This is a genomic window from Micromonospora sp. SL1-18 (assembly GCF_047921505.1).
Taxonomy (GTDB): Bacteria; Actinomycetota; Actinomycetes; order Mycobacteriales; family Micromonosporaceae; genus Micromonospora.
In genome coordinates, this window is sequence record NZ_JBLROA010000069.1 from 1 (window position 1) to 16,505 (window position 16,505).

12 protein-coding genes are annotated in these 16,505 nt (G+C 74.2%); 10 read left to right on the plus strand and 2 right to left on the minus strand.

Going from position 1 to position 16,505, the window contains the following annotated elements; translation table 11 throughout:
• Positions 1-24 precede the first annotated feature (24 nt).
• The gene (locus tag ACNAW0_RS25165; protein ID WP_416290502.1) at positions 25-597 is read left to right on the plus strand and encodes a Trp biosynthesis-associated membrane protein; all 573 of its coding nucleotides are present in this window, start codon (positions 25-27) and stop codon (positions 595-597) included.
• Here ACNAW0_RS25165 and ACNAW0_RS25170 read toward each other — a convergent pair.
• A complete protein-coding gene (locus tag ACNAW0_RS25170; protein WP_416290503.1) occupies positions 590-868 on the minus strand; it encodes a hypothetical protein in 279 nt (92 codons plus the stop codon). The two genes, ACNAW0_RS25165 and ACNAW0_RS25170, sit on opposite strands and share 8 nt — an antisense overlap.
• Before the next feature lie 327 nt (positions 869-1,195).
• On the opposite strand from ACNAW0_RS25170, the gene trpC reads away from it, so the two are divergent.
• The 5 genes from trpC to ACNAW0_RS25195 all read left to right on the plus strand — a co-directional run bounded on the left by trpC (position 1,196) and on the right by ACNAW0_RS25195 (position 6,610).
• Complete coding sequence (gene trpC / locus ACNAW0_RS25175) at positions 1,196-2,059, plus strand: indole-3-glycerol phosphate synthase TrpC (RefSeq protein WP_416290477.1); 864 nt, start codon at positions 1,196-1,198, stop codon at positions 2,057-2,059.
• Between the two features lie 38 nt (positions 2,060-2,097).
• Complete coding sequence (gene trpB / locus ACNAW0_RS25180) at positions 2,098-3,327, plus strand: tryptophan synthase subunit beta (RefSeq protein ID WP_416290478.1); 1,230 nt, start codon at positions 2,098-2,100, stop codon at positions 3,325-3,327.
• 4 nt (positions 3,328-3,331) lie between these two features.
• Positions 3,332-4,135 carry a tryptophan synthase subunit alpha gene (trpA, locus tag ACNAW0_RS25185; RefSeq protein ID WP_416290479.1) on the plus strand — a complete coding sequence of 268 codons (804 nt, stop codon included), beginning with the start codon at positions 3,332-3,334 and terminating at the stop codon, positions 4,133-4,135.
• A gap of 125 nt (positions 4,136-4,260) precedes the next feature.
• The gene (gene lgt / locus ACNAW0_RS25190; protein ID WP_416290480.1) at positions 4,261-5,415 is read left to right on the plus strand and encodes a prolipoprotein diacylglyceryl transferase; all 1,155 of its coding nucleotides are present in this window, start codon (positions 4,261-4,263) and stop codon (positions 5,413-5,415) included.
• Positions 5,416-5,422: 7 nt separating this feature from the next.
• Positions 5,423-6,610: an FAD-dependent oxidoreductase gene (locus tag ACNAW0_RS25195; protein ID WP_416290481.1), complete on the plus strand. Its 1,188-nt coding sequence runs from the start codon at positions 5,423-5,425 to the stop codon at positions 6,608-6,610.
• Between the two features lie 109 nt (positions 6,611-6,719).
• Here ACNAW0_RS25195 and ACNAW0_RS25200 read toward each other — a convergent pair whose 3' ends face one another.
• On the minus strand, positions 6,720-7,565 hold the full coding sequence (locus tag ACNAW0_RS25200) for a GNAT family N-acetyltransferase (RefSeq protein WP_416290482.1): 846 nt from the start codon (positions 7,563-7,565) through the stop codon (positions 6,720-6,722).
• A 145-nt stretch (positions 7,566-7,710) separates the two neighbouring features.
• On the opposite strand from ACNAW0_RS25200, the gene gltB reads away from it, so the two are divergent.
• The 4 genes from gltB to ACNAW0_RS25220 all read left to right on the plus strand — a co-directional run bounded on the left by gltB (position 7,711) and on the right by ACNAW0_RS25220 (position 16,439).
• A complete protein-coding gene (gene gltB / locus ACNAW0_RS25205) occupies positions 7,711-12,465 on the plus strand; it encodes a glutamate synthase large subunit (protein WP_416290483.1) in 4,755 nt (1,584 codons plus the stop codon).
• On the plus strand, positions 12,458-13,966 hold the full coding sequence (locus ACNAW0_RS25210) for a glutamate synthase subunit beta (RefSeq protein WP_416290484.1): 1,509 nt from the start codon (positions 12,458-12,460) through the stop codon (positions 13,964-13,966). Before gltB ends, ACNAW0_RS25210 begins: the two co-directional genes overlap by 8 nt.
• Before the next feature lie 229 nt (positions 13,967-14,195).
• Positions 14,196-15,782 (plus strand): MFS transporter, encoded by a 1,587-nt coding sequence (locus ACNAW0_RS25215; protein ID WP_416290485.1) that lies wholly within the window; start codon positions 14,196-14,198, stop codon positions 15,780-15,782.
• Positions 15,783-15,911: 129 nt separating this feature from the next.
• Positions 15,912-16,439: a hypothetical protein gene (locus tag ACNAW0_RS25220; RefSeq protein WP_416290486.1), complete on the plus strand. Its 528-nt coding sequence runs from the start codon at positions 15,912-15,914 to the stop codon at positions 16,437-16,439.
• Positions 16,440-16,505 lie beyond the last annotated feature (66 nt).

Below are 16,505 nucleotides of genomic sequence, written 5' to 3' on the forward strand. Positions count from 1 at the left end.
AGTCGCGAACGAAAGGCGGCACCGGTGAGCGTGCCCACCACGACCTCGCGCGCCACCCGGGGCCGGCGCGAACTGACGTACGCGGTGCTGCTGTGCCTGGCCGGGGCGGGCCTGGCCCTGTGGGCGGTGACCCGGAGCTGGTCGGTCGAGGTGACCGCCCGGGGGTCGCTGCCGCCGGTGCGGCACGCCCGCACCGGCGCGGACCTGCTGCCCTGGGTCTCCGCCCTCGCCCTGGTCGGGCTGGCCGGCGGCGGCGCGGTGCTGGCCACCCGGGGCCGGGTCCGGCGCCTGCTGGGCGGCCTGCTGACCCTGGTCGGGCTGGCTGTGGCGGCCGGCGGCGGGTACGGCATGACCGCTGCCCTCGGCGGCGGGGTCGGCCGGCAGTGGCCGGCGCTGGTGCTGGTCGGCGGGCTGATCGCGGCGGTCGGCGGAGCGTTCACCGCGCTGCGCGGCGGGGCGTGGCCGGCGATGGGTGCCCGCTACGAGCGGCAGGCCCGCCCGTCGGGCCGGGCGGACGCCGGCCGGCCGGCGGTGGAACGCGGCACCCGGGACGCCTGGGAGGCGCTCGACCGGGGCGAGGACCCGACGGTCAGCTGACCGGCTGGGCGTCCCGCGCGTCGCGGCGCTCCGTGCCCACCGCGCGCGGAACGGCGGCCAGCTCGGCCACCAGGCGGTCCAACTCCTCGCGTTGCGCGGCCCGGGCCCGGTCGGCGCAGACCGCCTCCCAGGCGTTGCCCCGGGCGGTGCGCATCCGGGCGTCGCCGATCACGGCGCGTTCGAGGGTGTGCACCACGCCGGCGGCGAGCGACGCGACGGTCCGGGAGATGGTGGTGAACCCGATGGTCTGGTTCGGCCCGTTGGCGCTCATGGTCACCCCGTACGAGATCCTTGGCGACTTTTGGCAGGCGCCGCATCGAGTCTGCCCGACCCGGATGCTGCCAGGCTCACGTTTCGGTGTGGTGACCTGCGGGTCAACCGTCCGGTAACCGGGCTGACCTGGGCAGGGCCGGTGGTCCTTGAGCTTGGTCACAGCACCCGTCGATTACCTGGGGGTGGCGCTGCGTGACATCGCGTTCACCGGAAGTCGGCCATCATGCCACAGCCCATTTCGTGAGGAGCGCCATACCCCCGGGACTTGCCGCCAGGCGCCGCCCCCTAGCATCTGCCCATGACACCCGGAGAGGGGAGTCCGTTGGTGACTGCTGAGCATGCGCACGCGGAGGGGGACGAGCCGGCTTCGGCGCCGTCCGCAGGCGTACTCGACGAGATCCTGGCCGGCGTGCGGGAAGACGTGGCCCGGCGACAGGAGCAGGTTCCGCTGGAGCGGATCCGCGAGCTGGCCGCCGCCGCGCCGCCGCCGCTGGACGCGTACGCGGCCCTGCGCAGGCCCGGCGTGGCCGTGATCGCCGAGGTCAAGCGCTCCTCGCCGTCGAAGGGGCGGCTGGCCGAGATCGCCGACCCGGCTGACCTGGCCGGGGACTACGCGGCCGGTGGCGCCCGGGCGATCAGCGTGCTGACCGAGGGCCGCTGGTTCGGCGGGTCGCTGGACGACCTGGCCGCCGTGCGGGCCGCGGTCAACGTCCCGGTGCTGCGCAAGGACTTCGTGGTCTCCAGCTACCAGGTGCACGAGGCGCGGGCGCACGGCGCCGACCTGGTGCTGCTGATCGTCGCGGCGTTGGAGCAGAACGCGCTGGTCGGGCTGCTGGAGCGGATCGAGTCGCTCGGCATGACCGCGCTGGTCGAGGTGCACACCGAGGAGGAGGCCGACCGGGCCCTGGAGGCCGGCGCCCAGGTGATCGGGGTCAACGCCCGTGACCTGCGTACGCTGGAGGTCGACCGCTCGGTGTTCGAGCGGATCGCGCCCGGCCTGCCCAGCAGCGTCGTCAAGATCGCCGAGTCCGGTGTGCGTGGGCCGCACGACCTCATCCGGTACGCCTCGGCGGGCGCCGACGCCGTCCTGGTCGGCGAGGGCCTGGTCACCCAGAAGAGCCCCCGCGAGGCGGTGGCCGAGCTGGTCAACGCCGGCAACCACCCGGCCACCCCCCGTCCGGTGCGCTGAACCGCGCCGGGTCCGACACGCAGCGAGAGGACAGCGCGATGACCGCTGACGCCCCAGCCGCACAGGTCCCCGACGCCGCCGGTCACTTCGGCCGGTTCGGTGGGCGCTTCGTTCCGGAGGCGCTGGTCGCGGCGCTCGACGAGCTGGACGCGGCGTACCGGAAGGCGATGGCCGACGAGGCTTTTCTCGCCGAGTTCGACGCCCTGCTGCGCGACTACGCCGGCGCGCCCTCGCTGCTCTACGAGGCCCGGCGGCTCTCCGCGAAGGCCGGAGCGCGGATCCTGCTTAAGCGGGAGGACCTCAACCACACCGGCGCCCACAAGGTCCGTAACGTGCTCGGCCAGGCCCTGCTCACCAAGCGGATGGGCAAGACCCGGGTGATCGCCGAGACCGGGGCCGGCCAGCACGGCGTGGCCACCGCCACCGCCGCCGCCCTGTTCGACCTCGAGTGCGTGGTCTACATGGGCGAGGTGGACACCCAGCGGCAGGCGCTCAACGTGGCCCGGATGCGGATGCTCGGCGCCACCGTCGTCCCGGTCACCACCGGCTCGCGGACGCTCAAGGACGCGATGAACGAGGCGATGCGGGACTGGGTCGCCAACGTCGACCGCACCCACTACCTGATCGGCACCGCCGCCGGCCCGCACCCGTTCCCGGAGATGGTCCGGGACTTCGTACGCGGCATCGGCGAGGAGGCCCGCCGGCAGTGCCTCGACCTGACCGGCGCGCTGCCGGACGCCGTCGCCGCCTGCGTCGGCGGCGGCTCCAACGCGCTGGGCATCTTCCACGCCTTCGTGCCCGACACCGGCGTCCGGCTCTACGGCTTCGAGGCCGGCGGCGCGGGCGTGGCGACCGGCCGGCACGCGGCCAGCATCACCGGCGGCTCCGCCGGCGTGCTGCACGGCACCCGTACGTACGTGCTCCAGGACTCCGACGGGCAGACGATCGAGTCGCACTCGATCTCGGCGGGGCTGGACTACCCGGGCGTCGGGCCGGAGCACGCCTGGCTGCACGACACCGGCCGGGCGACGTACCTGCCGGTCGACGACGACGAGGCGATGGCCGCGTTCGAGCTGCTCTGCCGCACCGAGGGGATCATCCCCGCGATCGAGAGTTCGCACGCCCTCGCGGGCGCGTGCAAGATCGCTCCGCAGCTCGCCGCCGAGCTGGGCCGGGAGCCGGTCATCGTGGTCAACCTCTCCGGTCGGGGCGACAAGGACGTGCACACCGCCGGCGAATACTTCGGCATCCTCGACAAGGAGCAGTGAGATCGTGAGCCGGATCGGGGTGGCGTTCGACAAGGCCCGTGCGGACGGTCGGGCCGTGCTGGTCGGCTGCATGCCGGCCGGTTTCCCGACCGTCGAGGGCAGCATCGCGGCGGTGAAGGCCATGGTCGAGGCGGGCGTGGACGTCATCGAGGTGGAGATTCCCTACTCCGACCCGGTGATGGACGGCCCGGTCATCCAGCGGGCCAGCGACATCGCCCTGGCCGGCGGGGTGCGTACCCGGGACACGCTGCGCGTCGTCGAGGCGGTGGCGGCGACCGGCGCGTCCGTGGTCACCATGACGTACTGGAACCCGATCGAGCAGTACGGCGTCGACGCGTTCGCCCGCGACCTGGCCGCCGCCGGGGGCACCGGCCTGGTCACCCCGGACCTCATCCCGGAGGAGGCCGGCGAGTGGCTGGCCGCCTCCGACGCGTACGGCCTGGACCGGACGTTCCTGGTCTCCCCGTCGTCCACCGACGCGCGGCTGAAGATGACGACCGAGCACTGCCGGGGTTTCGTCTACGCCACCGCGATCATGGGCGTCACGGGCGCCCGGGCGCAGACCTCCGAGGCGGCGCCGGTCCTGGTCTCCCGGGCGCGTGCGGTCACCGACCTGCCGGTCGGGGTCGGTCTGGGCGTGGGCACCGGCGCGCAGGCCGGCATCGTCGCCGGGTACGCCGACGCGGTCATCGTCGGCAGCGCGCTCGTCCGCTGCCTGCTCGACGCTCCGGACCAGGCCGCCGGGCTGGCCGCCCTGCGTACGCTGAGTGCCGAACTCGCCGAGGGCGTCCGTAAGCCGGTGCGCTGAGCCGCCCAGGTGAGCACGTTCATGGACAAAGAGCCGACGAGGGCGCAAACCAGAACGCGGCCGACCCGTGACGCGGGCCGACCGGGGTGCCACAAGCACGGTCCACACGGGTAGCGTGTTCACCCGTGACCCTCGCCCCGATGACCGCACTGGCGGCCCTACCCAGCCCCAGCACTGCCGTCTGGCAGTTCGGCCCGGTTCCTATCCGGGCGTACGCGCTCTGCATCATCGCCGGCATCGTGCTGGCCAGCGTGGTGACCGAGTACCGGCTGCGCCGGCGCGGCGTCGCCCCCGGCACGGTGCTTGACATCGCCGTCTGGGCGGTGCCGGCCGGCATCGTCGGCGCGCGGATCTACCACGTGATCACCTCGCCGGAGAAGTACTTCGGCGCCGGCGGGCAGCCGCTCAAGGCATTCGCGATCTGGGAGGGCGGGCTCGGCGTCTGGGGCGCGGTCGCCGGCGGCGCGATCGGCGCCTGGATCGCCGCCCGGCAGCTCGGCATCCCGTTGGGGGTGGTGGCCGACGCGCTGGCGCCGGGCCTGCCGCTGGCCCAGGCGGTCGGCCGGTTCGGCAACTGGTTCAACAACGAGCTCTACGGTGGCGTCACCAGCCTGCCCTGGGGCCTCCAGGTGCACGTGATGGACCCGGAAAATCCGGGGCACGCGGTGCGCGACGACGCCGGCCAGGCGGTCCTCCAGCCGGGGCTCTACCACCCGACCTTCCTCTACGAGGCGGTCTGGAACGTCGGCGTCGCCGCGCTAGTCTTCGTCCTCGACCGCAAGCTGCGGTTCGGCCGGGGCCGGGCGTTCGCGCTGTATGTGATGGGCTACACCGCGGGCCGGTTCTGGATCGAGATGATGCGCACCGACGAGGCCAACCACATCCTCGGCCTGCGGCTCAACGTGTGGACCGCGGCGCTGGTCTTCCTCGGCGCGCTGGCCTACTTCGTGCGGGTCCGCGGGCCCCGCGACTACCTGATCCCGATCGGTGTCCCGGCCGCCCCGGCCTCGGCCGCCGGTGGCGACGTGTCGCAGGTCGACCTCGCCGCCGCGGAGGCCGCGTCGCGGAAGGTCGCGCCAGAGGGTTACCGGGTGGTGAGCGAGGAGCAGTTCCGCGCGTACCAGGAGACCGGCGAGGAGCCGCCGGCGGCCGACGACGTCGCGGCGACGGACACCGGCGCCCCGGGCGCTGACGACGCCGGCTCCAGCCCGGCGGCGGCCCGCGCCGGTGCCGAGACGGGCGACCAGGCCCCGGCGGCCGCCCGAGACCGGGACAGCTGAGCGAGCGATGCGTACCGCGGTGGTGGCCGGCGCCGGCCTCGGTGGCCTGGCGGTGGCCGGCGCGCTGGCCCGCTCCGGGTGGCGGGTCACCCTCCTCGAACGGGCCGACCGGGTCCGCCCGGAGCCGACCGCCGTCGTGCTCTGGCCCAACGGGGTACGCGCGCTGCGTGCCCTCGGCCTCGGCGCCGGGCTGGACGCGATCGCCACCCCGCTCCCCGACGGCGGGGTACGCCGCCCCGATGGGCACTGGCTGGTGCAGCCCCGCCCCACCCCGGCCGAGCGGATGCCGGTGGTGGTGCACCGGGAGGACCTGCACGACGCGCTCATCGCCGGCCTCGGCGACCAGGTGGAGCTGCGTACCGGGGTGACCGTGCGGACGGTGCGGGCGGTCCGCGGGGAGCGCCCGACGGTCGGCGACGGCCGGCAGGCCGTGACGGCGGACCTGGTGGTCGCGGCCGACGGCACCGACAGCGAGATCCGCCGGCAGCTCGCCCCGGAGGCGGCGGTGGTCAGCTCCGGCTGCGCCGCGTGGCGGGCGGTCATCCCCTGGTACCGGGCCCCGAAGCTCCCCGACGACCAGCCGGTGTTCGGCGAGACGCTGGGCGCCGGCTACCGCTTCGTGGCCGCCTCGCTCGGCGAGCGGGGCACGGCGGGCGCCTCCCGCCGGGGCGGCATCTACTGGGTGGCCACCGCCGCCGGCGCGCCCCGCCCGGAGTCGCCGGAGACCCAGCTCGCCCTGCTCAAGCGCTGGTACGCGGGCTGGCCCGCGCCGATCGCCGAGCTGCTCGACGTCACCGAGCCGGCCGACCTGGTGCAGCAGGAGATCCGCGAGCTGCGACCGCTGCCCCGGGCGTACGGCTTCCCGGTCGGGCCGGGTGGGGTGGTGCTGCTCGGGGACGCCGCGCACGCCATGCCTCCGCACCTCGGGCAGGGCGCCTGCCTCGCCTTCGAGGACGCGGCCACGCTGTCGTCGCTGCTGCGCGAGTCCCGGCTGCCCGACGCGGTGGCCGCGTACGACCGGCTGCGCCGGCCCCGCGCGGCGACCATGGTGCGGCAGACCCGGCGGATGTCGGCGGTCCTGCAGGCCCGGGGCCGGCTGGCGCTGCGCGCCCGCGACGCAGCCCTCGGCACGATCAGCCCCCGGCTGCGCAACACGGCCGCCTCTGCCGCCGCCGCCTGGCACCCGCCGACCTGACCCCCACTCTCGCCCTGTGCCGATCATGGAGTCGTGGTCGCGCGCGAGAGCCGTGAACCCGTCCAAGCCGGGCGCCGCAAAGTCCATGATCGGCGAGGATGGGGGCCGGTCAGCCGAGGAGGGCGGCGGGCTCGGCGATGCAGGCGGTGCCGACCCGGCGGAAGCCGACCCGCAGGTAGACCCGGGCGATCTCCTCGCTGCCGGCGGAGAGGAAGACCAGGTCGGTGCCGGCGGCGCGCAGCTCGTGGGCGAGGGCGGCGGTGACCGCCGCGCCGAGACCGCGCCGGCGGGCCACCGGCAGGGTGGCCACCCCGGCGATCTCCGCCGCGTCGCCGACCCGCATCGCCATCCCGCTGGCCAGCGCCCCTTCGTCCGGGGTCTCGGCGAGTGCGGAGATCCGCCGGCCGTCGGCGATCCGGACCGCCTCCTCCTCCAGGGCGGCCACGTCCAGCCGGGGCAGCGCGGCGTCCCGCTCGGCCGGCCCGGCCGCGCCGCGCGTGGTGCCGCCGTTGGAGAAGCCCACCGCCGCGACGGCCCGCCGGACCGCCACGTCCGCCGCGAAGCGCGGGTCGGCCGGGTCGAGGACCCGCACCGGTGCGTCGCTGAGCGCCGCCGGGTCGGGCAGGTGGGCCGGGTCCAGCACCATCAGCGGCGCCTCCAGCACGGACAGCCCCGCCGAGCGGGCCACCGCCAGCAGGTCCGGGGTGATCTCGTGCACCCACTCGAACGCCTCCGGCAGGCCCAGTTCCCGCTGCCGGGCCCGGACGGCGTTGACGTCGGCCAGCGCGGGCGGCGCGGTGGCGTCGAGCCGGGGCCGGGCGTAGAACGGCCAGCCGGCGCCGTCCCGGACGAAGAGCACCAGAGGCCCGTGCTCCTCGACACGAGCGCCGTCCCGGGGCACCGCGTCGTAGAAGCGCTCAACCCGGGCGAGTACGTCAGCACGTACGACATCCACCGGGCGAGACTACACGTCCCAGAGTTTGGAAGATGTGATCAATCTGCACTGGCCTTGCGCCAGCCGCCCTAACGTAGACTCAACAAAACAGCAAGGGCCGACGTCGTCCCGAACATGATCCGCCTGAGTGACGACAGGAGGCCCGGTGGCCTTTCCGTACCCTCTCAGCCCGCAGTCGGACCCACAGGCGACGGGGCTCTACGACCCCGAGTACGAGCACGACGCGTGCGGCGTGGCCTTCGTGGCCGACCTGCGTGGCCGCCGTTCGCCCGACGTCGTCGCGCAGGGTCTCGCGGCGCTCTGCCGGTTGGACCACCGCGGCGCGCGGGGCGCGGAGCACAACACGGGTGACGGCGCCGGGATCATGATCCAGGTGCCGGACGCGTTCCTGCGCGCGGTTGCCGGCTTCCCGCTGCCGCCCGCCGGCCAGTACGCCACCGGTCTGGTCTTCCTCCCCGACGACGACGCGGCCGAGGCCCGAGCCCGCCAGGTGGTGGAGAAGTACGCCCTGGTCGAGGGGGCCGAGATCCTCGGCTGGCGGGACGTCCCCACCGACCCGGGCGGCCTCGGCGAGACCGCCCTGGCGGCGATGCCCCGGGTCCGGCAGCTGTTCCTCGCCGCGCGGCGGCTCACCGCCTCGCCCGCCGGCCCGGCCGGCTCCCCGCTTACCGGGCTCGACCTGGACCGGGTGGCGTTCTGCGTACGCAAGCAGGCCGAGCGGGAGACCGCCGAGCGGGACGTGCCGGCGTACTTCCCGTCGCTGTCGGCGCGGACCATGGTCTGGAAGGGCATGCTCACCCCGGACCAGCTGCCCGCGTTCTACCCCGAGCTGACCGACGAGCGGGTGGTCAGCGCGATCGCCCTGGTCCACTCGCGGTTCTCCACCAACACCTTCCCGTCCTGGCCGCTGGCCCACCCGTACCGGTTCATCGCGCACAACGGCGAGATCAACACGATTCGCGGCAACCGCAACTGGATGCAGGCCCGCGAGGCGCTCCTGCGCACTCCGAACCTGCCCGGCAACATCCGCCGGGTCTTCCCCGTCTGCACCCCGGGCGGCTCCGACTCGGCCAACTTCGACGAGGTCCTCGAGCTGCTGCACCTGGCCGGGCGGAGCCTGCCGCACGCGGTGCTCATGATGATCCCGGAGGCGTGGGAGAACGACCCCGACATGGACCCCTGTCGGACGTCCTTCTACCGGTTCCACGCCAGCCTGATGGAGCCGTGGGACGGCCCCGCCTCGGTCGCCTTCACCGACGGCGAGGTCGTCGGCGCGGTGCTGGACCGCAACGGCCTGCGCCCCGGCCGCTGGTGGCGGACCGCCGACGGCCTGGTGGTGCTGGGCAGCGAGGCGGGCGTGCTCGACCTCGACCCGGCCACCGTGGTCGCCAAGGGTCGCCTCCAGCCCGGCAAGATGTTCCTGGTCGACACCGTCGCCGGCCGGATCGTATCCGATGACGAGGTCAAGACCGAGCTGGCCGCCGCCCGGCCGTACGACGAGTGGCTGCACGCCGGCCTGATCGACCTTGACGAGCTGCCGCCGCGCGAGCACATCGTCTACACCCACGACTCGGTACGCCGCCGGCAGCAGACCTTCGGCTACACAGAGGAGGAGCTGAAGATCCTCCTCGCGCCGATGGCCCGCAGCGGCGCGGAGCCGATCGGCTCGATGGGCACCGACACCCCCATCTCGCCGCTGTCCACCCGGCCGCGGCTGCTCTACGACTATTTCCACCAGCTCTTCGCCCAGGTCACCAACCCGCCGCTGGACGCCATCCGGGAGGAGCTGGTGACCAGCCTGGCGTCCACCATCGGCCCGGAGGGCAACCTGCTCGAACCGGGCCCGGCGAGCTGCCGGCAGATCGTGCTGCCCTATCCCGTGATCGACAACGACGAGCTGGCCAAGATCCTCTCCATCGACGAGGACGGCGACCTGCCCGGCTTCAAGGCGGTCCGGGTCTCCGGCCTCTACCGGGTACGCGACGGCGGTGCCGGCATCAAGGCCCGGCTCACCGAGATCTGCCGGCACGTCTCCGAGGCGATCGAGGACGGCGTGCGGATCCTGGTGCTCTCCGACCGGGACTCCAACGCCGATCTGGCGCCGATCCCGTCGCTGCTGCTCACCGCGGCGGTGCACCAGCACCTGGTGCGCGAGCAGACCCGTACCCAGGTGGCGCTGGTCGTGGAGTCCGGCGACTGCCGCGAGGTGCACCACGCCGCCGTGCTGATCGGGTACGGCGCGGCGGCGGTCAACCCGTACCTGGCCTTCGAGTCGGTCGAGGACATGATCTTGAACGGCCACAATTCGGACTCCGCGCCGCCAGGTGGCTCTCCGGACCGAATGACGGCCGCGGGCGCGTTGGTCGGCGTCGACCCGGAGAAGGCGGTCCGCAACTACGTCAAGGCGCTCGGCAAGGGCGTCTTGAAGATCATGTCCAAGATGGGCATCTCGACGGTCTCGTCGTACTGCGGGGCGCAGGTCTTCGAGGCGGTCGGCCTGGACACCCGCCTGGTCGAGCGCTACTTCAGGGGCACCCCGAGCACGATCAGCGGTATCGGGCTCAACGAGATCCACGCCGAGGTGGCCGCCCGGCACGCGCTGGCCTGGCCGGCCCCCGGCGCGCAGCCCACCGACCGGCTGGAGGTCGGCGGCGAGTACCAGTGGCGCCGCGACGGCGAGCTGCACCTGTTCAACCCGGAGACAGTCTTCCTGCTCCAGCACGCCACCCGCAGCCGCCAGTACGACGTCTTCCGCCGGTACACCGCCAAGGTCGACGAGCTGGCCGCTCAGGCCGGCTCGCTGCGCGGCCTGTTCACCCTGCGCGCCGGCGTACGCCCGCCGGTGCCGCTGGACGAGGTGGAGCCGGCCAGCGAGATCGTCAAGCGGTTCGCCACCGGCGCCATGTCGTACGGGTCGATCTCGGCGGAGGCGCACGAGACCCTCGCCATCGCGATGAACCGCCTCGGCGGCAAGTCCAACACCGGCGAGGGCGGCGAGGACGTCGAGCGGCTGCACGACCCCGCGCGCCGCTCGGCGGTCAAGCAGATCGCCAGCGGCCGGTTCGGCGTGACCAGCGAATACCTGGTGAACGCCGACGACCTGCAGATCAAGATGGCCCAGGGCGCGAAGCCCGGCGAGGGCGGGCAGCTGCCGGGCAACAAGGTCTGGCCGTGGATCGCCCGTACCCGGCACGCCACCCCCGGCGTCGGCCTGATCTCGCCGCCGCCGCACCACGACATCTACTCCATCGAGGACCTGGCCCAGCTCGTGCACGACCTCAAGTGCGTCAACCCGGCCGCGCGGGTGCACGTCAAGCTGGTCAGCGAGGTCGGCGTCGGCACGGTGGCGGCCGGCGTGGCCAAGCTCAAGGCCGACGTCATCCTGATCTCCGGCCACGACGGCGGCACCGGCGCGTCCCCGCTCAACTCGCTCAAGCACGCCGGCACGCCGTGGGAGCTGGGCCTGGCCGAGGCGCAGCAGACCCTGCTGCTCAACAAGCTCCGCGACCGGGTCACCGTGCAGGTCGACGGCCAGCTCAAGACCGGCCGGGACGTGCTGATCGCGGCGCTGCTCGGCGCGGAGGAGTTCGGCTTCGCCACCGCCCCGCTGATCGTCTCCGGCTGCGTGATGATGCGGGTCTGCCACCTGGACACCTGCCCGGTCGGCATCGCCACCCAGAACCCGGTGCTGCGCGAGCGCTTCACCGGCCGGCCGGAGTTCGTGGAGAACTTCTTCCTCTTCCTCGCCGAGGAGGTCCGGGGGTACCTGGCCGAACTGGGCTTCCGCGGCATCGACGAGGCGATCGGGCACGCCGAGCTGCTCGACGTCACCCCGGCGATCGACCACTGGAAGGGCCACGGCGTCGACCTCAGCCGGGTCCTGCACCTGCCGGAGCTGCCCGAGGGCGCGGCCCGGCGCGGGATTCGGGCCCAGGACCACGGCCTGGAGCTGGCCCTGGACAACCAGCTCATCGCCCTGGCCGAGCCGGTGCTCCACGATGCGCGGTCCCGGGCCGGCGCCGAGGCACCGGTCACCCCGGTCCGGGCCGAGCTGGCGATCCGCAACGAGCACCGCAGCGTCGGCGCGATGCTCGGCGGCGAGGTGACCCGCCGCTTCGGCGGGGCCGGCCTGCCCGCCGACACCATCGAGTTCCTGCTGCGTGGTACCGCCGGCCAGTCGTTCGGCGCGTTCCTGCCGCCCGGGGTGACCCTGCGCCTGCACGGCGACGCCAACGACTACGTCGGCAAGGGCCTCTCCGGCGGGCGGGTCATCGTCCGCCCGGATCCGGCCGCGCCGTTCGTCGGCGCCGTGGCCGGGCCGGGGGAGCGGGCCGAGAACCAGATCATCGCCGGCAACACCATCCTGTACGGGGCCACCGGCGGCGAGCTGTTCCTGCGCGGCCGGGTCGGCGAGCGGTTCGCGGTACGCAACTCGGGCGCGGTGGCCGTCGTGGAGGGGGTCGGCGACCACGGCTGCGAGTACATGACCGGCGGCACGGTGGTGGTGCTCGGGGGATGCGGGCGCAACTTCGCCGCCGGCATGTCCGGGGGCACCGCGTACGTCTGGAGGCTCGACCGGCGGCTGGTCAACACCGAGCTGGTCGACCTGTCGCCGCTGCGCGAGGAGGAGCGGGACCGGCTGTACGAGCTCGTGCAGCGGCACTTCGCCGAGACCGACTCGGCGGTCGCCGCGGAGCTGCTCAAACGCTGGCCGGAGGCGGTGGAGGAGTTCACCGCCGTGGTGCCCCGGGACTACCGCCGGGTGTTGGAGATCATGCGGGCCGCCGAAGCCGCCGGCCGTGACGTCGACGACGCGGTGATGAGCGCCCTCACGGCGCCCTCCGCCGCGCCGGTGCCGCCCGCCCCGCGGGTGGTCACCGAGGAGGTGGCTCGTGCCTGACCCGAACGGTTTCCTGCGCCACGACCGGCGGCTGCCCGCGCGCCGCCCTGTGCCGGTGCGGATCATGGACTGGCGGGAGGTGTACCCGCCGGCCGGCGAGGAGTTGATCCGCGAGCAGGCCGCCCGCTGCATGGACTGCGGCATCCCGTTCTGTCACGACGGGTGCCCGCTGGGCAACCGCATCCCGGACTGGAACGACCTGGTCCGTACCGGCGACTGGGACGCCGCGGTGGCCTCGCTGCACGCCACCAACAACTTCCCCGAGTTCACCGGCCGGCTCTGCCCGGCGCCCTGCGAGGCGGCGTGTGTGCTCGGCCTCGGCGGCCAGCAACCGGTCACCATCAAGCAGGTCGAGGTGGAGATCGCCGACGCGGCCGTGGCCCGCGGCGGGCTGCGCCCCCGCCCGGCGCCGGCCCCGACCGGCAGGTCCGTCGCCGTGGTCGGTTCCGGCCCCGCCGGGCTCGCCGCCGCGCAGCAACTCGCCCGCGCCGGGCACACCGTCACCGTGTACGAGCGGGACGACGCGCTCGGCGGTCTGCTCCGCTACGGCATCCCCGACTTCAAGCTCGAGAAGCAGCACATCGACCGGCGGCTGGCCCAGCTCGCCGCCGAGGGCGTGCTCTTCCGTACCGGGGTGAACGTCGGCGTCGACGTGACCGCGGAGCGGCTGCGCGCCGACCACGACGCGGTGCTGCTCGCCTGCGGCGCGCTGCAGGGCCGCGACGTCCCCGAGACGCCGGGCCGGGCGCTGCGCGGCGTACACCAGGCGATGGAGCACCTGGTGGCCGCCAACCACGCGGTCACGGCGGCGGGCGAGGGCAAGCCCGCCCTGGCCAGGACGCCGGAAGGCGCCCCGATCGACGCGGCCGCCAAGCACGTGGTGATCATCGGCGGTGGCGACACCGCCGCGGACTGCCTAGGCGTGGCGCACCGGCAGGGCGCGGCCGGCGTACACCAGCTCGACCTCTACCCGGAGCCCCCGGCCGCCCGGGACGCCGCCCGGGACCCGTGGCCCACCTGGCCCTGGATCCTGCGCAACTACCCGGCGCACGAGGAGGGCGGCGAGCGGGTCTTCGCTGTGGCGGTGCAGGAGTTCGTCGACGACGGCACCGGCCAGGTGCGTGCGGTGCGGATCGCCGAGGTGACCGTGGAGAAGCGGGACGGCCGGCGGATCGTCACCGTGCTGCCCGGCTCCGAGCGGGACCTGCCGGCCGACCTGGTGCTGCTGGCCATCGGCTTCGAGGGCACCGAGGAGCAGCCGCTGTTGACCCAGTTCGGGGTGACCCGCAACGCCCGGGGCGCGGTCGACGCCCGCCCCGACTGGCAGACCGATGTCGACGGGGTGTTCGTCGCCGGGGACATGCACCGAGGGGCGTCGCTGGTCGTCTGGGCGATCGCCGAAGGGCGGGCCGCCGCCGCGGCCATCCACGCGTATCTCGGTGGGACGGGTGCCCTACCTGCACCGGTGGACCCGGCCCGGCAGCCGCTGGCCACGGGCTGAACCTCCCCCGGAGGGGCTGGCCCGCTGCCGTGTCGACTCCGGATCGCCGACCTCGGGGTGTCCTGACCCGCCGAGGTCGGCGTCCGTATGCCCGTCGCCGGGGCGCCGGCCGTGGTGAGGCTGCTCACGAATGCCCGGAAATCGGCCCAATTGCTGCCAGAATCGGCGGCTGGCCGGACCTGCGAGGTCCGGCTTTCGTCGTGTCACCACTCTGGACGGGGAAATCCTCATGGCCCTCGGCGCCATGTTCGCCGCGCTGCGCCATCGCAACTACCGGATCTGGGCCGCCGCCGGTTTCGCGTCGGTCATCGGGACCTGGATGCAGGTTCTCGGCGTCAACTGGTACGTGCTGGCGCAGACCGGGTCCGCGACCTCCATGGGGTTCGCCGTCCTGCTCCAGGCGCTGCCGATGCTGGTGCTCAGCGCCTGGGGCGGCGCGCTGGCCGACCGGCTGCCCGCCAAACCGCTGCTGATCGTCGCCCAGGCCGCCCACGCCTGCCTCGCCGCCGGGCTGGCCCTGGTCGCGTTCACCGGTGCCGGCGGGCTGCCCGCGATCTACGCGATCTCGCTGGTCACCGGGGCGGTGTCGGCGATCGAGGGCCCGGTGATGGGCCGCTGGTGCTCGACCCTGGTTGACCGGGAGAGCCTCGGCAACGCCCTCGCCCTCGGCTCGCTCACCAACTCCGCCGGCCGCATCCTCGGCATGAGCGTCGGCGCCGTCGTGGTCGCCGCCGTCGGCCCCGCGCTGCTCTTCGCCGTCAACGCCGCCAGCTTCGTCGCGGTCGTCGCGGCCCTGTTCGCCGTACGGGAGGGGGAGCGGCACACCGGCGAGCCGGTGGCGGCCGACGCGCCGCCGGCGGACGGCGGCATCCGGGCCGGCTTCCGCTACCTGCTGCGCCAGCCGGTGGTGCTGGTGGCCCTGGCGCTGTCCTTCGTGCTCGGCAGCATGGGCCGCAACTACCAGGTCACCATGGCGGCGATGAGCCACGGACCGCTGGGCGGCGGCGCGTCCGGCTACGGCTTCCTCTCCACCGTCTTCGCGGTCGGCACCGTGGTTGGCGCGTTGGCTGCCGCCCGCCGCCGGGAACTCGGCTACGGCGTGCTGGTCGGGGCCGGGCTGGTGGCCAGTGGGCTGCAGATCGTTGCCGGCCTGGCCCCGGGCACGCTGAGCTTCGCCGCGGTGATCCTGCCCGTCGCGGCGGCGGCGGTGGTCATCGACACCACGGTCGGCGCCCGCGCCCAGCTCGACACCGAGTACGCGATGCGCGGGCGGGTGCTGGCCGCGTTGGCCGTCACCGGCTCGGTCTCCGCAGCCGTCGGGGCGCCCCTGCTCGGCTGGCTCGCCGAGCACGTCGGGCCCCGGCAGACCCTGGTGCTGGCTGGCACGCTCACCACCGTCGCCACCGTCGTGGCCGGGTTCGCCCTCGACCGGCTCCGGGAGCGGCGGCTGCGTCGCCGGCTCACCCGGGTGCTCGCCACGCCCGCCGTGCGCCGCCCGGTACGCCGGTTCGCGGCCACCGCCGTCCGCGTCGTCCACCCGGCGACCGCCATTCGCCCGATGGCGGCCGACGACCTGCGCCCGGTTCCGGCGCCTCGCCCGGCGGGACCACGGCCGACCGGTACGCGGTTCGCCGGGCTGCGCCCCCGGGCCGGGCGTCTCGCGGCCGGCCTGTCCGTCCGCCCGGCCCGGGAGTGCGCGGCCTGCGCGCCGCACTGGTCCCGGCGTCGGTCCCGGGCGACGGCGGCCCACGCGCCCGACTGCGCCGTCGCCGGCTCGGCACCGTCGCCCCAAGGTCACGCTCGATCCGGGAAGTAGTGGCCTCCCGTGGCGCGGCAGGGCACTACTCCCATGATCGAGCGCGATCTCTGCCCCGAGTGAGCGAGGTCATGGCCGTGGGACAGGCCAGGAGTCCGGCGACACGAAGATCATCGTTACGCTGCCGGTATGGACGTCGAGGAGCGCCTACGGCGAATCCGCCGGTGGCTGTGGGTCGTGGTGGTGGGTCTGTTCGTCAGCGGGGTGACCGCGTTCCCGCTGGAGATCGAGGTGCGCTGGCTGCTCCGGGCGCTCGACCCGCTCTCCGGCCAGCTCCCGGCGCTGGTCGGTTGGATCGAGCGGGTCCACACCGGACTCGTCGAGACCGGTGACCGCTACCCGTTCATGCTGTACGGCACAGACTGGCTGGCCTTCGCCCACCTGGTGCTCGCGGTGGCGTTCTGGGGGCCGTTGCGGGACCCGGTCCGCAACGTCTGGGTGGTGCAGCTCGGGATGATCGCCTGCGCCGGGATCGTGCCGCTGGCCCTGATCTGCGGGCAGGTGCGGGACATCCCCTGGTTCTGGACCCTGGTCGACCTCTCCTTCGCGGTCGGCGCGTTCCCGCCGCTCTGGTTCGCGTACCGGCACATCCGGGCGGTCGAGGCCAGCACCAACCCGGTGGCGCCGGCGCAGGTCCCCACCGCCGGTACGCGCTGACCGCCCGCGTCGGCGACCTACCCGGCTGAGTCGTTCGTGATGTCAGCTCCACAGCCGGCGACCCTC